The following is a 17841-nucleotide window of genomic DNA, read 5'->3' as shown; positions in this document are numbered from 1 at the left end:
TACAGATTGCTATAAAAAAGTTACGCACGCAAGGGATACTTTGCGCGTTCTTATGCGTCTTTATAAGATTGTATGATTGTTTTTGTATAACCGCTGAACATTGAGCCTGCTTAACTACATGATCTTGCTCAGTTTTCAGCTTAAGTAAACCCACGTATCAATATGCATTTAAACAAGGTTTTTGGCCTTTTACTGCTCACTTCGGTAGCCTGCGAAAGCATGGCGCAGAACAAATACCAGTGGAAACAGGCCTCCGCTGGTGGTTACACCTACAAATATGTAACCAACGATCCCATTCAAAGCAGGTTCTACACCCTTAAAAATGGGTTATCTGTTATTTTAACAGTTAATCACAAAGAACCGCGCATCGTTTACCGCATGGCGGTGCGTACCGGTAGCAATAACGATCCTAAAGATCATACCGGACTGGCCCACTACCTCGAGCACCTGTTGTTTAAGGGTACCGATAAATACGGTACGCTCGACTGGTCGAAAGAAAAACCTTATATAGATAAGATCTATGCCCTTTACGAACAATATGGCGCTACCACCGACCCCGCCAAGCGTAAAGAGATCTATAAAACCATCGACAGTATTTCTGGTGTTGCTTCAAAGTTTGCCATTGCCAATGAGTACGACAAACTCATGAGCAACCTGGGTTCACAAAAGACCAATGCCCATACCTGGGTTGAGGAAACTGTGTACGAAGAAGATATACCTGCCAATGCTATCGATAAATTCCTTTCTATTCAGGCAGAACGTTTCCGTAGCCCCGTGTTCCGTTTATTTCATACCGAGCTGGAAGCTGTTTATGAAGAAAAGAACCGCATGCTCGATAATGATGGCGCCAAAGTACAGGAAGCCATGTTCTCAGGTTTGTTCCCAACACATAACTATGGCCAGCAATCAACCATTGGTACTGTTGAACATTTGAAGAACCCCTCACTGGTTGCTATCAGGAATTATTACAATAAGTATTATGTACCCAATAACATGGGTATCATTTTGTCGGGCGATTTTGATCCCGATGTAATTATCAAAAAGGTAGAGCAGGCTTTTGCATACATGCAAAGCAAACCGGTGCAGGAATATAAAACTGCTCCTGAAAAACCGATCACTACACCTATAGTAAAAGAGGTGTTTGGGCCCAGTGCCGAAAACATGCGCATCTGTTTCCGTACGCCTGCTGCCAGCGCGCACGACGCTATGGTGCTTGACCTGGCTTCTTCAATTTTGTCGAATGGTAAAGCCGGTCTCCTTGACCTTAACCTCAACAAACAACAAAAATTACAGGGCTCCCAGGCCGGTTTACAACAGTATAAAGATTACGGCATGTTCCTGATGGTGGGTACACCTAAACAGGGACAAAAGTTGGAAGATGTTAAGGACCTGCTGATGGCCCAGTTGGAATTGTTGAGAAAAGGGGAGTTTGATGAATCGATGATCAAAGCCATTGTGGCCAATACAAAACTGGCCCTGTTGCAAAGCCTCGATAACAGTACTTCAAGCGCTCAACAATTAATGGATGCCTTTATCAAGAACCGTGGCCAGCAATGGGATAAAGACGTATCGTACATCGATGATATGGCCCGGGTAACAAAGGCCGAGCTGGTAGCTGCCGTTAATAAATACCTGGGTGAGAACAGTTATGTGCTCATTTATAAAAGAAAAGGTGAGGATAAGAACATTGCAAAAGTAGAAAAGCCTGCTATTACACCTATTGAAACCAATGCCGGCAAATCATCTGACTATGTAAAGAAAATGGAAGCCATTACCGTAAGCGATATTCAACCCCTGTGGCTCGATTACGATAAGGATATTGCGCTTTCAAAGACCGGAATTGCCGATGTATTACATGTGCAGAATAAAACAAACGACCTGTTCAGCCTGTATTATCAGTTCGACATGGGCACCTGGAACACAAAACAGTTATCACTGGCCGCCCAGTACCTGCAGTTCCTGAGCACCGATAAATACTCAGCTGAGCAGATCAGTAAAATGTTTTACAACATTGCCTGTAACTTCAGCATCAGCACTTCGGCAGAATTAACTACAGTTACCGTTAGTGGTTTGCAGGAGAATTTCGAAAAAGCGGTTGGTTTATTTGAAGAAATACTTGCCAATTGCAAACCCGATGAAGGTGCGTTAACGGCGTTAAAGTCGCGCCTGATGAAAGCGCGCGCCAACGCCAAAACCGACAAACAAAGCATTATGCAGGGCATGGTTTCCTATGCCCGGTATGGCGCAAAGAACCCTTTCAATTCTTCGTTGACCGATGCTGAGATCAGCCAGTTGAAAGCAGATGACCTGGTGAATATCTTACATAGTTTAATGAAGTACAAACACCGCATCATGTATTACGGTCCGCTTACCGATGCGGCGTTTAAAACGAATATTGCCAAACTGCATACCCTGCCTGCTTCATTCACCGAATATCCCGCAAAAGTTACTTACACACCTGCAGTGCAATCGAACACCCAGTTGTTGTTTACCAACTACGATATGGTGCAAAGTGAAATTGCCTGGGTAAGAAACGATGTAGGGTACGATGCCAATAAAGAAGCGGTGGTAAATGTGTTCAATAACTATTTTGGCGGTGGTATGGGCTCAGTAGTGTTCCAAACCATTCGTGAATCAAAAGCGTTGGCTTATTCAACCTATGCCTCTTACAACACGCCTGCTAAAAAGGAAAATCCTTTCTATATGATGGCGTATGTAGGTTGCCAGGCCGATAAAATGAACGAGGCCATCAAAGGCATGAATGAATTACTCACCGATCTGCCTGCTTCGGAACAACGTTTTGAACTGGCAAGAACTGGTTTCAAAAAAGACCTGGAAACACAGCGTATTACCAAAGAAGGTATCATTGCATCATATTTGTCGGCACAGCAAAAAGGTTGGAAAGGCGATTTCCGCAAGGAACTATATGCTGCACTGGCCAGTTTGAAATTGCAGGATATTCAAAACATGCACAAAGAAAAGATCAGCGGTAAATCATATACGTACTGTGTGGTAGCTTCTGATAAAAAAATAAAACTCGACGACCTGAAAGCGATTGGCGAAGTGAAGCAGTTGAGTTTGGAGGAGTTGTTTGGTTACTAGTTGACTGGTTGACTGGTTGACGAGTTAACAAGGTTATGGGCGGGTTCCTTTTTATGAGGAGCTCGCCTTTTTTATTGGGCAATCGTGAAAGTTGAAACGGCAAACATCCGCCTAATTTCGAGGCTCGCGTCTTGTCGGTGATCGGCAAAAAAAATTGAAGTGGACCTTGGAAATTTGCGAACCCTTTCACGTTTGCCGTTTCACGTTTCACGACTCGCGAAGCCACTCACCAAACAAATATATTCTACAAAATTTTTAAGTTAATAACTTTTTACAGGTACGTTAGAAATATTACAACTGGCAAGACGTTTGTATAAGAAGCATCGCACTTGTCTTTTCTGTAGGGCGTACAAGTAAAAATGGCAGATGTGAGTAGAAAATATTGATGGTATAACATAATTTTGTTCGCTTATAACGATAAACTACCCTATAAAAGCAAGAATTAATCAGAACTATGAAAAAAACGTGTGTAATTTTAAGTGCATTGTTCCTTTCTTTTGCGGCTATTGCTCAAGGTCCACAGTACGAAGTAACGGCATTGAAGTATGCATCTTTATCGCATGATTCCACTGCTAAATCAAGCACCACCGACAGTGTAAGCATCGATTTCATGATCTGGCTGATAAAAGGAAATGGTAAGACCGTTTTAATGGATGCCGGCTATTTGTACAGTGTTGAAGCGGCCAAAGATTTCGATATGATCGATGACCTGCGCCCCGATTCGGTTCTTCAAAAACTGACAGTTCGTCCGGAAGAAGTTACCGATATCATTTTAAGCTATCCTCACCTCAATCATATTAACAGCGTTGACATGTTTCCCAATGCCAGGGTATGGGTGCAAAAAGACGATTATAACTATTTCACTACAACTGCCTGGCAAAAAGGTGGCGAAAACAGCGAGTTCAACAGACGGGAAGTAAAAAAACTAATCGACCTAAAGACCGAAGGCAAAGTGGTGTTGGAAGAAGGGTATAATAAAGAAATTATTGAAGGTGTCAGAATATTCCCCGGTTCACGCAAACCGGTATTGCCACAATATGTATTGGTAAGAACGCGCCTGGGTAATATGGCCCTGGCCTCAGATAACGTTTGGATCTACTATAACTCTAACTTCGTAACACCGGCGCCTTCTTTCAAAACATTCGATGCCAATGGCTATGTAAAGGCCATGCAGCGTATGCAAATGCTGGTGACCGATGAAAAGCTGGTTACCCAGCCCGGTTATGATGCGGCCACTTTCTCAAAGTTCAGACCCATTACCGAAGGGGTTATCAGGTTAAAATAGCAACCAATTAAAAATATTTATAGTGCAAAGGTGCTGACGCTAACAGGTGTCAGCACCTTTTTAATGTAAAATGAGGAATGAAAAATTAGGAATTAGAAATGAAAAAGTAAATACAGTTCCGAATTGCAGCTTTTGTATTTGCTTTCAGCCTTAGGCTTTAGGCCTTCAGCTGTATTGGTATTTGCTTGCAGCTTGTGGCTTGAAGCCTGGAGCCTGAATTCCCGGAAATAAGGGTGTTTTAACGGTACCCCGGGCCCCCGGTTTTACGTAAATTTAATGGAAGAGTTATACCATTAATTTCCAACTAAATGTGTTGTTATGCCATATTTCGGCATTCTAACGGCGGCCAACCCGGAAGGGGATCTGCAATTTGTAAAACAGGAGTTCCAAAAGCTCCATGAATACTTCGACCCCATAGCAGATACTATAAACACCATCATCAACTATAATGCAACGGAACAGGCGGTTTTTGAAACATTTCTTTCCAAAGCAGATATCAGGTTATTTCATTTCTCAGGTCATGCCGGCAGCGGCAAAATGCTAATGGACGATGGCGAGCTTTCGCATGGGAACATTCTGGCTGCCATGATACGTTATGCCAAACACCTGAAGCTGGTATTCCTGAATGGCTGCGCCACCCACGACCTGGTTGATAAGTTCCTCGAATACGGCGCCAGTGTGGTTATTGCTACAAAAGCGCCCGTATACGATAAAATAGCCTGCGATTTCAGCGCTTATTTTTATGAGGCACTATGTGCCCGCAAGCTCGGCATAGGCCAGGCATTTGATTTTGCAAAACAAAATATAAAGGATGGCATAAAGGCCAGGTTGCAGCAGAACTTTCCGCCCCAACAACCAACGGAAAGCAATGAAGCATACGATAAACGAATTGAAGAAACGGGCGAATACAACAAAGCTATTGAAGTATTTGATAAAGCCGAAACGGCCCGCTCCATTGTAAAACCGGGTAAGGAACGTACAGGTGTGTTTGAATGGGCCATTTATCACAGTGAAGATGTGAGCCCTGCCCAACGCACGGCCAATGAGAACTGGAAGCTGGTTGATGAAACTGAGCTGTCGCCCATCGATCATATAGAACCTTCGTTCGATTTTCTTATCAGCCTGGGCCAGGCCGTTATAGACCTAAAGGCCGATCTGCCAAATACCGATCCGCATTTTGGCATCTTCACCGAAATTGCCAATCAACACAAACAGGCCCTTAGCTGGAACGCGGCCGGTACCAATCACCTCATCGACTATTTGTACAACCTGTTGCTGGCACCGCATGCTTCGCCCGTGCGCGATATGATCAATTATTCAAAAGACAACCGGGCGCAGCTTGAATACCCTATAAGCAACAACAAAACCATTCTTTTTAACCTGCTTACCTACCAGGTTGATCTATACCAGAAATTTATAAGAACGGCAATTGAGATCATGATGTCTGATTTTATGGAAACGGTCATTATGGTTAGTCAAAGCGGGCGTGAAGACCTTGGTAAACTGTTTAACCAGGCACTGCATAAAAATAATTTAGCAGTGCCCTTAAAGCAATTGGTAGATGGGCAAAAGAACCTGAACGATATCAGGTTCGATATTGATATGATGCGCAACATTGTGGCCTTTCTTACTGAGGGAAGAAGCAAGTTATCGAACGACGATAAAAAATCGTTCCGGCAATTTGTGGGCGAGTACAATGGCAATAATTACGTATCGGGTATTGATGTAGCGCTTAGTAACAGCATACATGAAGTGGCTGTTGCCATCATCAATAAGTTTACGGCAAAGACCATTGAACAGTCGTCGCTTGAAACACTGCAATGTTATTGCGACAGAATGGAATCGGCGCTTATTTCGCTGTTCTCTATTCACAGATACCTGATGCTGTATGAGATCATTACCGTTGGTAAAGTAGAGGCCTACCGGCGACGAGACAGAAGGTACCGTTCTATTTGTCACGATATTTTTACCGTTAGCGGACTGTTGCCTTCAACCGAAACCACTACGTACGGTGAGAACTTTGCCGAGAATTACAGCGTGCTGATCGTTACCCACCGCAAGAATTTCCTCGACTACCTAAGTCTTTCGCCATTTGTGATCAATGTAGGCCTGTTCTTTGAACAGGATACGTTGCTGTACTTCTTCAATGGCATGCAGGGAAATTATATGGAGTACACAGATGCAGAAGGGAAGGGTACCATACAGATCAATATTACCAGTACCTCCGATGCGGTGCTCAACATCAGGGATACCACCTTTTTAAAATTCTCGCCGGAGATTGCCGGTGCATCTAACCGGGAATTAAGGATGCAGGCCCGGCAACGGTTTGCGCGCGTACGCGACCAGTTTAAAAAGATCACGTTACTGTACCTGCTTTTAACAAGAGACAAAAAACCAAAAGCTGCCCCACTCGTATGAGTTCATCAGCATCAAACATAAATCCATTTCTTTTTCTGCAACCTTACGGGTTGAACGATCATTATAAACTAATGGGTAGGGAAGAGGAGGCCCAGGCCTTGCTGGCATTGTTGAAATGGAAAGAGATCATAGTTGTTTTTGGTAAATCGGGCGTAGGCAAAACCAGCTTTATCAACAATACGCTTTCGGCCCGCATTAACCGGGTAAACTGGCTGCCTATACGAATAACCAGGTTGCTGAATATAAACCATTCACTAAAACAAGGTATTCAATATGCGCTAGAGGAAGAAAGCCTTGATAATATTCACAACAAAGACCTTGCTACCGATACGCTTGCCTTTAACGAAACATCGTTTGCCAGTGAAGATGCAGTGCAGCTAATGAAAGCGCTGTATATTAAATGGAACCGGCCCATTTACCTCATCATAGATCAGTTGGAAGAACTGTTCCTCGTGGGCGAAAAAGACGAACAAACCGCATTTTTGGAAACCCTGCAAGACCTGATGGATACGCCGGGTATACAAAAGAAGATCATTCTTGTTTTGCGCGAAGAGCACCTGGGATACATACAGGAAGTAGAGCGTATACTGTATGGCGTTTTTCAGGATGCCATGGCAGTAAGAGATATAAAGAAGAATGATGCCCACGATATTTTTCATAACCTGCTTACTACAACCAATCCCGATCTTGAACCACAGCTATCCGGCTTTGCGCAAAAGATCTCTTCTGATGCAATCAGGAGTCGCATTATTGATAGTTGCAGCAATGGCGATTCATTCAATGCCCAAAAGCTACAGATCCTGTTATTTTTATTGTGGGAAGAAATACAGGCGGATGGAAAAACGGAAGCTGTGGGCGCTGTAGACCTGGAAGTGGAACGCTTATGCGCTTCGCCCGACCCGCTTAAAGATTATCTGGACACAACGGTGAATATTGAGCTGGCCAATGGGGCACGACTTAAGAAAGCGCCCTATTGGTTCTTATTGTACAACGCCATTTCCGACGCCAATACAAAGAAGCCGGTTGCACTTCGCCGATTTGAAGAGTTGATGTGGCAAAGCCTGGGGTACAATGAAAATGGCAATGGTACTGTTAGAAAGCAAAAAGACCTGCAGATAACTACCGATGATGTACGCACCTGGTGCGATAATATGGTTGATAAACGAATACTGCAATGCTTTTCAATTACTGAACCCGATGGCGCAAAAGAATGCTATTTTCAGCTACGCCACGATACATTGGTTGAGCCAATAAAAAAGCTATACACGGGTTTACCCCTCCGGTTCCCCAAAAAATTATCGCCGCATAAACTGGCGCAGAACCCCTATATGGGTTTACGGCAATACGACTATGACAGTATTGCCAATAAAGCAAATACCTATGCGGGTTTGGGAAGAAAGAGCTTTCCGGCCCTGCCCGTGCTGTATGGCAGGGAAACCGTGATAAGCGAGTATGTAGAGTTTTTAAAAAAGGCCGAGAATAAATACCTGGTAGTGGTGGGCGATTCGGGTACCGGTAAATCGAGCCTGGTTAAAGGTGGTTTATTGCCAGCCATGCAGCAGGCAGGTTTTGGGACTTCAACTATGCAGCCAGGCGCCGACCTCGATGCTTTTACCAAAGAATTGCAGACGCTTTTTAACAAACACCTGGGTGTGTTGCCCACAGGCGCCAGTGTAAATCATTGCCTGTATATTGATCAGTTTGAAGAATGTTACACGTTTCGCGAAGCTACCCTTGATGAGAAAAACAGGTTCGAACGTTTTCTTCAATTTTTAACCAGTGAAATAGACCAGCGGGGCGGCAACTTTAAACTGGTGGTATCTATAAGGCACGACTATGCGCACGAATTTGATCGCAACATCAGCCAATGGCGTAAGTATAAAAAACTGTTACGGTATCCCAACCAGGATGAGATCTTCGATATTATAGTGGGGCCGGCATTTGAACGCGGTATTGGTTTTCAACCAGCGAGTTTGCCCGAGATAGTGGCTGCAGATGCCATAAACACCAGTTACTTTTTGCCACTGCTGTCGTTCACCATGGAAACATTGTACAAGCAGCAGGTGCTCGATGTGCTTAATATACAACGTGAGTACAGCCAACTGAACCTCACTTTAGATGGATATAGAAAAGTAGGGGAGATCGTAAAATGCCTGCAAAACGAATTTACCAATGTTTACCTGCAACTACCGGAAGCCGACAAACGTTATTTTCTTGAAATAATGGCCCGGATGATCATCATCAAAGACACCATTCCCAAGGCAAGGCCATTACCTGTTGCCAGTTTATATTATGTAGAATCGTGCAAGGCCGACCGCGTGCAACAGGTACTCATCAATTTCATTCCCCGTTTTTTCAGGGAGAAAGATATTATCGTAGACAATTGTGTGACCCGTTGTTATGAACCCATACACGATTCATTGCTGATTTACTGTGATGAAATAAGGCAAATTGTGAACAAGGTACAGGAGCCGGGCGCACAAATGTACCTGCAGCCAAAAATTGAAGCCGCGGTTAAAGATTGGAAAGGCAACCGCAGCACCGCTTATGATATACTGCACGAAAGCCTCGATGAACCCATGCATGCCGACAATAAATTGCTTGAAATAATTCATAAACGCCACAGGGAACTGGAACCTCTTTTTGAACTGGTACTGGATGATGGCAGCCCCTCGCCCAATAACTGGCTTTTTAAAGATGAATTCGAACTGGTAAAAGCAGGAAAAGCCTATGCCAGCGAATTGCGACACCAGGAAGAATCGGCTATGGCCCAAAAGCTGCGTGAACTGGAGTTGGAGCGCAGTCAACAGCAATTGTTACAAAAGAAGCTGAAAGCAGAACATGACCTGGCGTTGGCTGAAAAAGAAAAAAAGGAACAGGAACTGGCGCTTGCCGAAAAAGAAAAAAAAGAACATGAGTTGCTGGCCCAAACTTATAAAACAAAAGGTTTATCGGAGCGTCGAAAAAAATGGCTGTTTATATTATGGTCATTGATACTAACATTGACTATAGCCGGCTACTTTTGGTATGATAGTGTTAGAACAGAAAATGAAAATAAGGCCATCTTAATTGATCAAACAAAGGATTCGCTGGCAGAAAGCAAAAAAGATGCAATGAGAAAGGCAAGATATAATGCTGAACTTGCGCGGGAAAAAAGATTGACCGAATTGAAAAACGATTCGCTTAATATGTTAAATAAGCAGAATGTTGAACTATTGACAAAGCTTAACAAAAATGCAAAAGAACTGGAAAAGGCCAATAATGAACTGAAAAAGAAACGTGATTATTTAGTGAAACAGTCAGTTGGAAAAGACACGCTTATTGAAAAATATAAAAAAGATTACAACGACCTTAAGGCCGCGCAAAGTAAAGTTGATAGCGTAAAAAATTAAGCAAGTGCAGGCGCTGCAGATTTAATGGCCTGCTTTTTCAAACTTTCTATTAATTGAATAAATTTTAAACCTATCGATTGAAACCCGTCGATATTCGGATGTATTTCATCGTACCATTGGTCTATATCGCCTTCTTTAAATAAGACCGTATTACGCACATCGATGTAATAAACGCTCTCGGGAAACTGTTGCACCACCTGGCTCAACTGCGTATTGAATTCATCCATTATATACTTTATAACCGTGTGTCGATCGGCGGTATCGGCAATGCCCTTTTCTATCATATACCTGCCCAGCCAGCCTTTATTTGTGTAATCGAGATGAACGGGATAATCGTAGCCATGCACAATTGTTTTCATATTAGGAAACTGGGTTTGCAGCAACCCAAACATAGAGGTATAAATATCCATTAGTTTCGAGATCTGAAAGCCAAAGGTCTCTTTAAGGAACTCTTTTCCATTGGTGCTGCCACGCAGGCCTTTATCATATGGTTGGTCAACAAGAAAATCCCTGAATTGAGAACCAAGGATATCATTACCGCCACCGCTTATAAGAAAGAAAGCGGGTTTTGTTTCAGTGAGCACATCTAAATAATAATCACCGCGTTTTTTATCGCCACTAAAATAATTTGCCAGCGTATCGGCCGCGGCAGCCACACATCGTATGGCATATACTTTCGACAGATGATCGATAATATCATATACCAGCGGATGCTGAAACCAGCTATCACCTTCAGAAACGATCACCGTTCTTTCAGGGAAGCGGCGGGTAATATCTTTATAATAGTTGTTCCGTTTTTTCCGCGACCACCAGTTGGCCAGATCTATGATCACGTTCTTTCTGTTCACTCCTTCATCGCCTGGTTCCTGGATAACAATTTCGGGCTTTAATTGAATATCCTGGTCAAAGGGGCCGGTGCCGGTAGAAGTGAAATATAAACCTTCGGCAAAAGGCGCCATCTGGCTGTCTTGCAACATTTCTTCCAGTAAAGACGCAGGTATATTATTATATGAAGGGTTGGTGCTTATCATATCAACGGTGGTAATAAACCAGCCATCCAGTGCGGCCGAATGGCCAATGGTGCCTTTGCGCAAATTCCTTGACCCCAGTCCACGCATTTGACCCGGCATGGGTGGTTCGGGCAATGGCTCCAATTTTATAGAATATACTTCAAATGGTTTTGTGCTAACAATGATCTTAAAGCGTTCAGTGTATTGTTGATAGTTAAAGTACCGGGCCTGTGTATAGAATTGTACCGGTAAAACAGCATTGCCTTCCACATTCAGTTCAACCTGGTCGCCGGCATTTAAATGATAGGGCGCAGGCTCAAGCAGGAAGGTGTCAGAAGCATAATTGATATCGAGGTAAAGAATAGCAACATACAGATCAACCGACGACTTATTGGTTAAACGAACCTTTAGGTTGGTATAAAAACTGTCGCCATCTTCATTCCACTGTTCTATCTTTATTTCGGCACGTTCATCTTTTTGTTGCAGCACCTGGTATTCCTGCGAATTGAAAGCGTACTCGATGGTCAATGCCTGTGCCGCATCTGTATTGGCTGTTTTCGAAAGTTCCTCTATAAATTTCCACCTGGCCAGGTGTTGCAATTGGGAGATCAGTTCTTCAAAATCGGGCCCTGCCACCACGGTGCTTATAGGCCGGTATTTGTCATTGGTACGGGTAAGGTAATACATGCCCACCAGGTGTTGTAATGAAAAGTCGGCATCGGTACTTTTCTCCACCAGTTCAATTTTGCAGGTAGTGATGTTGCTGATGGCGTTCATTAAAGCTGCAACGTCTTTAGGCATGCCATTATTCAGGGCGGTATGCAATCGAATGGTCTTTAATGCCAGCCGGTTTATGTTGGTAGTATAGGTGGCCTGGGTATTGGCTTCGCCGTTTAGGGTTAGAATGGCATGATCTATTTCAAGTTGATCGACCACAGCCGGCAGTTGAACCGTTCTATCTTCATTAAATAAGGTAAGCTCCAGATCTTTTTGCAGCCCATGGATCTCGCCGCGGTTCAGCACCCAGCCTTTTTTTGAATTATAAAAAACGCTGGCCTTATCATCGGCCAGTACGCCATTCACATTTAAAAAAGAATTGTTTTTAAGTTCATCAACGGCAGCGGGGGTATATAACCTGGGTTTTTGCAAATAAGCATACTTCATGCTAATGCTAATGCGGTTGAATAGCATTTGGTTCGAAAGACCGCCATTGGTAACGTTCAGGGTATCGATCAGGTGTTTTGTAAAAATGCCTTCCCCGCCTATTTCATACGCCGACTCATTTGATTCTGAAGCGGAGAACAAAATATGGTTGCCTTCGGGCAATGCAGCCGTTACACCTTTGGACTTTACATCTTCGGGCTGAAGACCGTTATGAAAAATAAACTGCTCCCATTTTCTTTGGCTAAAAGCATACGGGCCGCTGGTCTTTTTTACCACCGGAGCTAAAAAGTTAGCCTGAACAATTTCCGCATTGCGGGTCATATCGCCCGAATGGCAGCAGTCGATAATGATGGTAATATTCGATTTATTTTGGGCCAGTTGGTTAATAAGGTAACGCAACTCCTTATCGGCAATAAGTGAATTTTCAACCGTTTGCGGAGTATAATAAGCCACCAGCGATTCCAGCTTTTTATCTGTTTCTGTTGTAAAACATTCGTGGGCGTACTCCTGGGTGCCATGGCCCGAAAAGTAAAAGAGTGTTGAATCTTCGGCTGTGGCCTGTGCCAGGTGGGTTTGAAAGGCATCGCATATGGCCTGCTTGGTGGCCTCGCTATCGTATAATTCTTTTATGTGAAGCTGGTCTTCGCGGTAGTTGGTTTCCAGGTACTTCTTTATCTTTTTGGCATCGTTTACACAACCATTGAGTTTGGGAAAATAAACCCGGTTATTGTCGAGTAATATTTCCTGGTTATAATCGATAATGCCCACCAGCAGGGCGTATATTTTTTTTGCCATAGTCCTATTAATTTAAAGGATTTCAGGCTGGCCAAAAACCGTGGAAACACCTTTTTTTGGGTGGGGGGAAAGTAGTAATAGGCAGGGCTATATATTTTTTAAAAGAATGCAACCTTAAAGAAACAGGTCTCGTCTGGTAAAATAAGCATGCCTTTGGGCATGTGTGGATTTACAAAGCAATCGAAAATCTCATAAGCAGTTAGTTTTGGTGAGCAGGTGTTTCTACACCTGCTATTTTTTTTAATGGATCGATCCTGTTTCTATAACCTGGCAACCCCATGCCTCCTCAACATCCCTGATAAACTCTTTATTTGGAATATTATAGCTGTAATTGGTCAATTCGGGATACGACTTGCCAAAATCAATGATCACGGCTGTGCGCCAGTAACCTTTGAACTTTGGGTCCATTACCAGGCTTGGGAACACAGGTTTTATTGCAACCTCTGGCGGTGTTGTGGTTAATGTGCTGTGATAAGCCTCCATGTGTGTAAACAGTTCATCATAATGCAGATACGTTTCTAACTGGGTTGCTCCTTCATACGGTGGCTTTATAACTTTAATTTCCCATGATTGATCGCCCGAGTGTATTCTATAGTCGAGCCCAACCACAAATACCAGGTTATAAAAGTATCTGAGGTTATCTCCAAAGTGATCAGGGCCCATTACTTTGGTAAGTGCATTACCGTCTTTCAGGTAGGGGTATTTAATGCCAAAACCCTGACCAAATATCAATGCATGTAACGGGGCCGCTACAAGCGACTGGCTTTGGACATTCAAATTATAGATCTCGGGTGCCCCGGCTTTTAGTTTCCATTTTTCCAGCACGGCATCCATTCTTTTTATAACCCCGCTTGTAGGCACAAACGAAGGATTTTCAGGTATCAGGTAATGGCGATATTCTACGCCCATATATTAATTAAATTGAAGGTAAGAACGCTATGATGGTCAATATAGTTTATTAGTGTGGTAATTAAACACACTTGAAAGTTTGGAATGGTATTGGCTGAGAGGAAATTGTTTTAACCATACCCATTGATATGACTATTTCTACACGGAAAGGCCTGATCCTCTTATCTGTTCTTTTTTTTATATTACCCATTGTTACCTACGCACAGGTAGGTATGCCGGTAGCTGTTCGCCCTTGTGGTACCGACAGGCTATTGACGCAATTAAGAAAAGACCCCGCCTTTGTGGCAAGAGAGAAAGCTATAAATCAGGCCCTTGCCCAAAAGCATTACACACGCGCATCCGCTGCACCGCCCGCTGTTGTTACATTACCTGTTGTAGTGCATATTATAAACGAAAATCCTAATGCTTATACCGATGCGGCCGTTATACAGGCAATTCAATCACTTAATGACGCTTATAGCGCTTCCGGCACATTTACCGGTGGACGCACCGATACGAGAATTCAATTTTGTTTAGCTAAAACCGCCCCTGATGGTGGCCGCACTACAGGCATCGTGCGAACGCATTCCTTTCTCTCCGACTTCGATTACGATATGGAAGCCGATGAACTTATTGCATTAGGTGCGTGGGACCGAAAACGTTACATCAACATATGGCTGGTTTCTAACATCCGTTCTGAATATATGCAGGACTTTAGCTGCGGCACCTGGACGCGCCTTACCATGGGCGGTTATGCCGGCGCCGGTGGCGATGTGGTGGTGTCTGGCCTTGGGGTTGACCTGGTAGCACATGAAATGGGCCATTACCTTAGCCTTGCACATACTTTTGCCGCCCGTGATTGCAGGAACGATGACTGCTTAACCGACGGAGATATGGTGTGCGACACCCCGCCCGAACGAACTATTCAAGGCGGTGGGTGTACTGCGCCACAGAACTCCTGCGATACCGATTCCCTCTCGGGCTTCACTACCGATGTAGATGACCTGCCGGATAATTTTATGGACTATGGCTCGGGCGCAGGTTGCATTATGGGCTTTACACCCGGCCAGGCAGAAAGAATGCAGAACTTTATTGCAACGGCATTACCACTGATGGTGAACAGTACGGTTTGTAACGACCCCTGTGGCGCTGCAGTAAGTGCAGCGTTTACAAGGAATATCGATTATCCCGTAACAGGCGATGCGGTGGTGCTTACTGCTGCTGCCACTGCCGGCCTAACCCTGCAATGGCTGGTTGATGGTACACCGGTTGGAACCGGGCCAACGTATACCTTTACAGTGACTGCCAAGAAAACATACCAGTTGGAATTACGGGTAACCGACAACGCAAGTGGCTGTAAGGCTACGGTTACCGATGCCTTTCAGGTAAGCTGTGGTGTGGTAGCCAGGTTCTACCCAAGTAAACGAAAGATCGCTTCAAAGGAAAATATAGAGACCGACCACGTTGTATTTACCAATCGCAGTCGTAATGCTACTGCCTGGAAATGGCTGATGAGCAACGATAAGGGCATGGCAGAACAGGTGGTAAGCACCGATGAGCAACTGGACCATATCTTTAAAGTTCCGGGCACTTACAAAGTAAGATTGTATGCTACCAATGGTGCTTGTGAAGATACAACCAACCCTGTGACAATTGTGGTAGACGATCCTACTGCCGATGGGGTAATACATGTTGAAAGTGTAACTTGTTATAACCAGGATAAAGTGCGCGTACAGTTATGGTTCGAGAACAGGGGATATGTTACCATCCCTAAAGGCACACCGGTATCTTTTTACGATGCCGACCCCCGTACCGGTACAGGAAACAAACTTGGAAATTCTTACCTGTTGCCAGTTGACCTGCCGGGTAAATGTGCCTCCTATAAGTATACAACCACCGTAGATGTAGGACGTGCTTATTTAGATACCCTGGTATCGGTAATGTGCGACAATGGCACTACCATGCCGCTGGCATTACCCAATACCGGTTTGCCCGAGCAATCGTACAATAACAATATAAATATTAAAAAGGGCTTTATGTTTCGTGCAGCTCTTAACCCAAAGGAATATACGTTAAAACCTGCCGACCAGGTAACGCTGGAGCCTGTTGTTACCAATGGTAGCGCTATTACTTCGGCAACATGGGCGCCATCACCATATCTTAATTGTATTAATTGCACAAGTACTACGTTCACTGCATTGTACCGGCAGGATACGCTGGCTACCGTAAGCGTGCGTGCCTACACGAACAATGGTTGTTATAGCGATGATACGGCTAAGGTACATATCCCTGTTGTAGACGATTATACGGTAAAGCTGAACAACCTGGAATGTTCAGGCACCGATAACCTGCATGTAGCGTTCTCCCTATGCAATGCATATACGCAGGGAAATATACCTGCCTCATTACAGGTTGATTTTTACGACCGTTCACCCAACGACCCCGCAGCGGTTAAACTGGGCAATAGTTTTCTTACACCGGGCGCCTCTGCTGCTGTTTGCAGCGATTATGAGCATTCTATTCAGCGTACTACAACTGGCAATGTGTTTGCAGTAGTGAATAAAGACCGGCAGGCATTTCCGGTAACAAGCGGGTTGAATGAAATTGTATATGACAATAATATTGCCGGCCAAACGTATACAACACCTGTATTAACGGTTCTTCCCAATGATACTACTGTATTCCGCAAAGACCCGTTCAGCTTGTATTATAATGTAACTGGTTTTACGCCGGTATCGGTACTTTGGAATAACAGTAGTGCTTATACATTAAGTTGTACCAATTGTGCCAGTCCGGTAGCGACCATGCTCGATAGCAGTATGGTGAGCATGCAAGTGACCAACAAGTATGGTTGTGTATTAAAAGGGGAGGAGTACGTGCATATCTTTCCACCAGATATGACTGTAGAAATGTTGTCGGCAGAATGTTATGACGATACGCACATTCAGGTGAAGTTTCGTGTGTGTATGGGTAATGGGTACGATACGGTTTACAAACAAATACCCGTATCGTTTTATAACGGAACGCCGGGCGATGGCCAAACGGTATTGTTATCACCCGGTTATTACACGCCGGCTGCGGCCTTAGGCCCTTGTCTTGAATTTACCCATATAGTAACTGCTCCGGGCAGCAGTGAGGTAGTAGCGGTGATAAATGAGCAAAAGGAAGGCGCATTTAATGAGACCAATTATACCAATAACCAAAGCAATCTGAAGTATGATGCCTTTACCATAACAGCCACACCAAACATAATTACGCTGGCAAGGCCTGGAAATGTAACGTTGCAAACAGCAATAAGTGGCGGTACGGCCGGCTCGTATTTATGGGAACCCGCGTCAGGACTTTCCTGCACAAACTGTGCTGAACCGGTTGCAACAGCATCCTCTTCGATGAAGTATCTGGTAACAGCCACCAATAGTCATTATTGTAAGGATACGGCCAATATACTCATTCAAACTTTTGTAAAAACCGGGGTGGCTATGCCCAATGCCTTTTCGCCAAATGGAGATGGTAGAAATGATGTCTTTTATGTAATGGGCGGACTGGATATACGAAAGGTAAAGAACCTGTCGGTATTTAACCGGTACGGACAAAAGCTGTTTGAATCACTTAATTCGCCGGCAAACGATCGCAAATTTGGTTGGGATGGCCGGGTGAATGGCAAACGGGTTGAGTTTGATACCTATGTATATTTTGCAGCTGTGGAATACATCGACGGAACCGTGCAAACTTTTAAAGGAACTATAATTGTGACGCCCTGATTATAAAAACAAACCGCTCCGATTTT

7 protein-coding genes are annotated in these 17841 nt (G+C 44.0%); 5 read left to right on the top strand and 2 right to left on the bottom strand.

Features of this window, described 5'->3' with window-relative positions; all coding sequences use genetic code 11:
• Positions 1 to 162: 162 nt before the first annotated feature.
• The 4 genes from GGD38_RS03720 (at position 163) to GGD38_RS03705 (ending at position 10197) form a co-directional block, all read left to right on the top strand.
• Entirely contained in the window at positions 163 to 3102 is a 2940-nt protein-coding gene (locus tag GGD38_RS03720) for a M16 family metallopeptidase (RefSeq protein WP_375299371.1), read from the top strand.
• Positions 3103 to 3556: 454 nt separating this feature from the next.
• Positions 3557 to 4387, top strand: coding sequence for an N-acyl homoserine lactonase family protein (locus GGD38_RS03715; protein ID WP_375299372.1), 831 nt, complete (start codon positions 3557 to 3559; stop codon positions 4385 to 4387).
• 318 nt (positions 4388 to 4705) lie between these two features.
• On the top strand, positions 4706 to 6805 hold the full coding sequence (locus GGD38_RS03710; RefSeq protein WP_375299373.1) for a CHAT domain-containing protein: 2100 nt from the start codon (positions 4706 to 4708) through the stop codon (positions 6803 to 6805).
• The gene (locus tag GGD38_RS03705; RefSeq protein WP_375299374.1) at positions 6802 to 10197 is read left to right on the top strand and encodes a hypothetical protein; all 3396 of its coding nucleotides are present in this window, start codon (positions 6802 to 6804) and stop codon (positions 10195 to 10197) included. The genes GGD38_RS03710 and GGD38_RS03705 overlap by 4 nt, the downstream gene beginning before the upstream one ends.
• On the opposite strand, the gene GGD38_RS03700 is transcribed toward GGD38_RS03705, so the two are convergent.
• Both GGD38_RS03700 and GGD38_RS03695 read right to left on the bottom strand, forming a co-directional pair.
• Positions 10194 to 13166, bottom strand: coding sequence for a caspase domain-containing protein (locus tag GGD38_RS03700; protein WP_375299375.1), 2973 nt, complete (start codon positions 13164 to 13166; stop codon positions 10194 to 10196). The two genes, GGD38_RS03705 and GGD38_RS03700, sit on opposite strands and share 4 nt — an antisense overlap.
• 240 nt (positions 13167 to 13406) lie before the next feature.
• The gene (locus GGD38_RS03695; protein ID WP_375299376.1) at positions 13407 to 14075 is read right to left on the bottom strand and encodes a hypothetical protein; all 669 of its coding nucleotides are present in this window, start codon (positions 14073 to 14075) and stop codon (positions 13407 to 13409) included.
• Between the two features lie 128 nt (positions 14076 to 14203).
• Between GGD38_RS03695 and GGD38_RS03690 the strand changes: the two genes are divergently transcribed.
• Positions 14204 to 17815 (top strand): T9SS type B sorting domain-containing protein, encoded by a 3612-nt coding sequence (locus GGD38_RS03690; RefSeq protein WP_375299377.1) that lies wholly within the window; start codon positions 14204 to 14206, stop codon positions 17813 to 17815.
• The last annotated feature ends 26 nt before the right edge of the window (positions 17816 to 17841 follow it).

The sequence above is a fragment of the Niastella sp. OAS944 genome (assembly GCA_024809215.1).
GTDB lineage: Bacteria > Bacteroidota > Bacteroidia > Chitinophagales > Chitinophagaceae > Niastella.
This window is presented reverse-complemented; position numbering and strand designations above follow the sequence as displayed.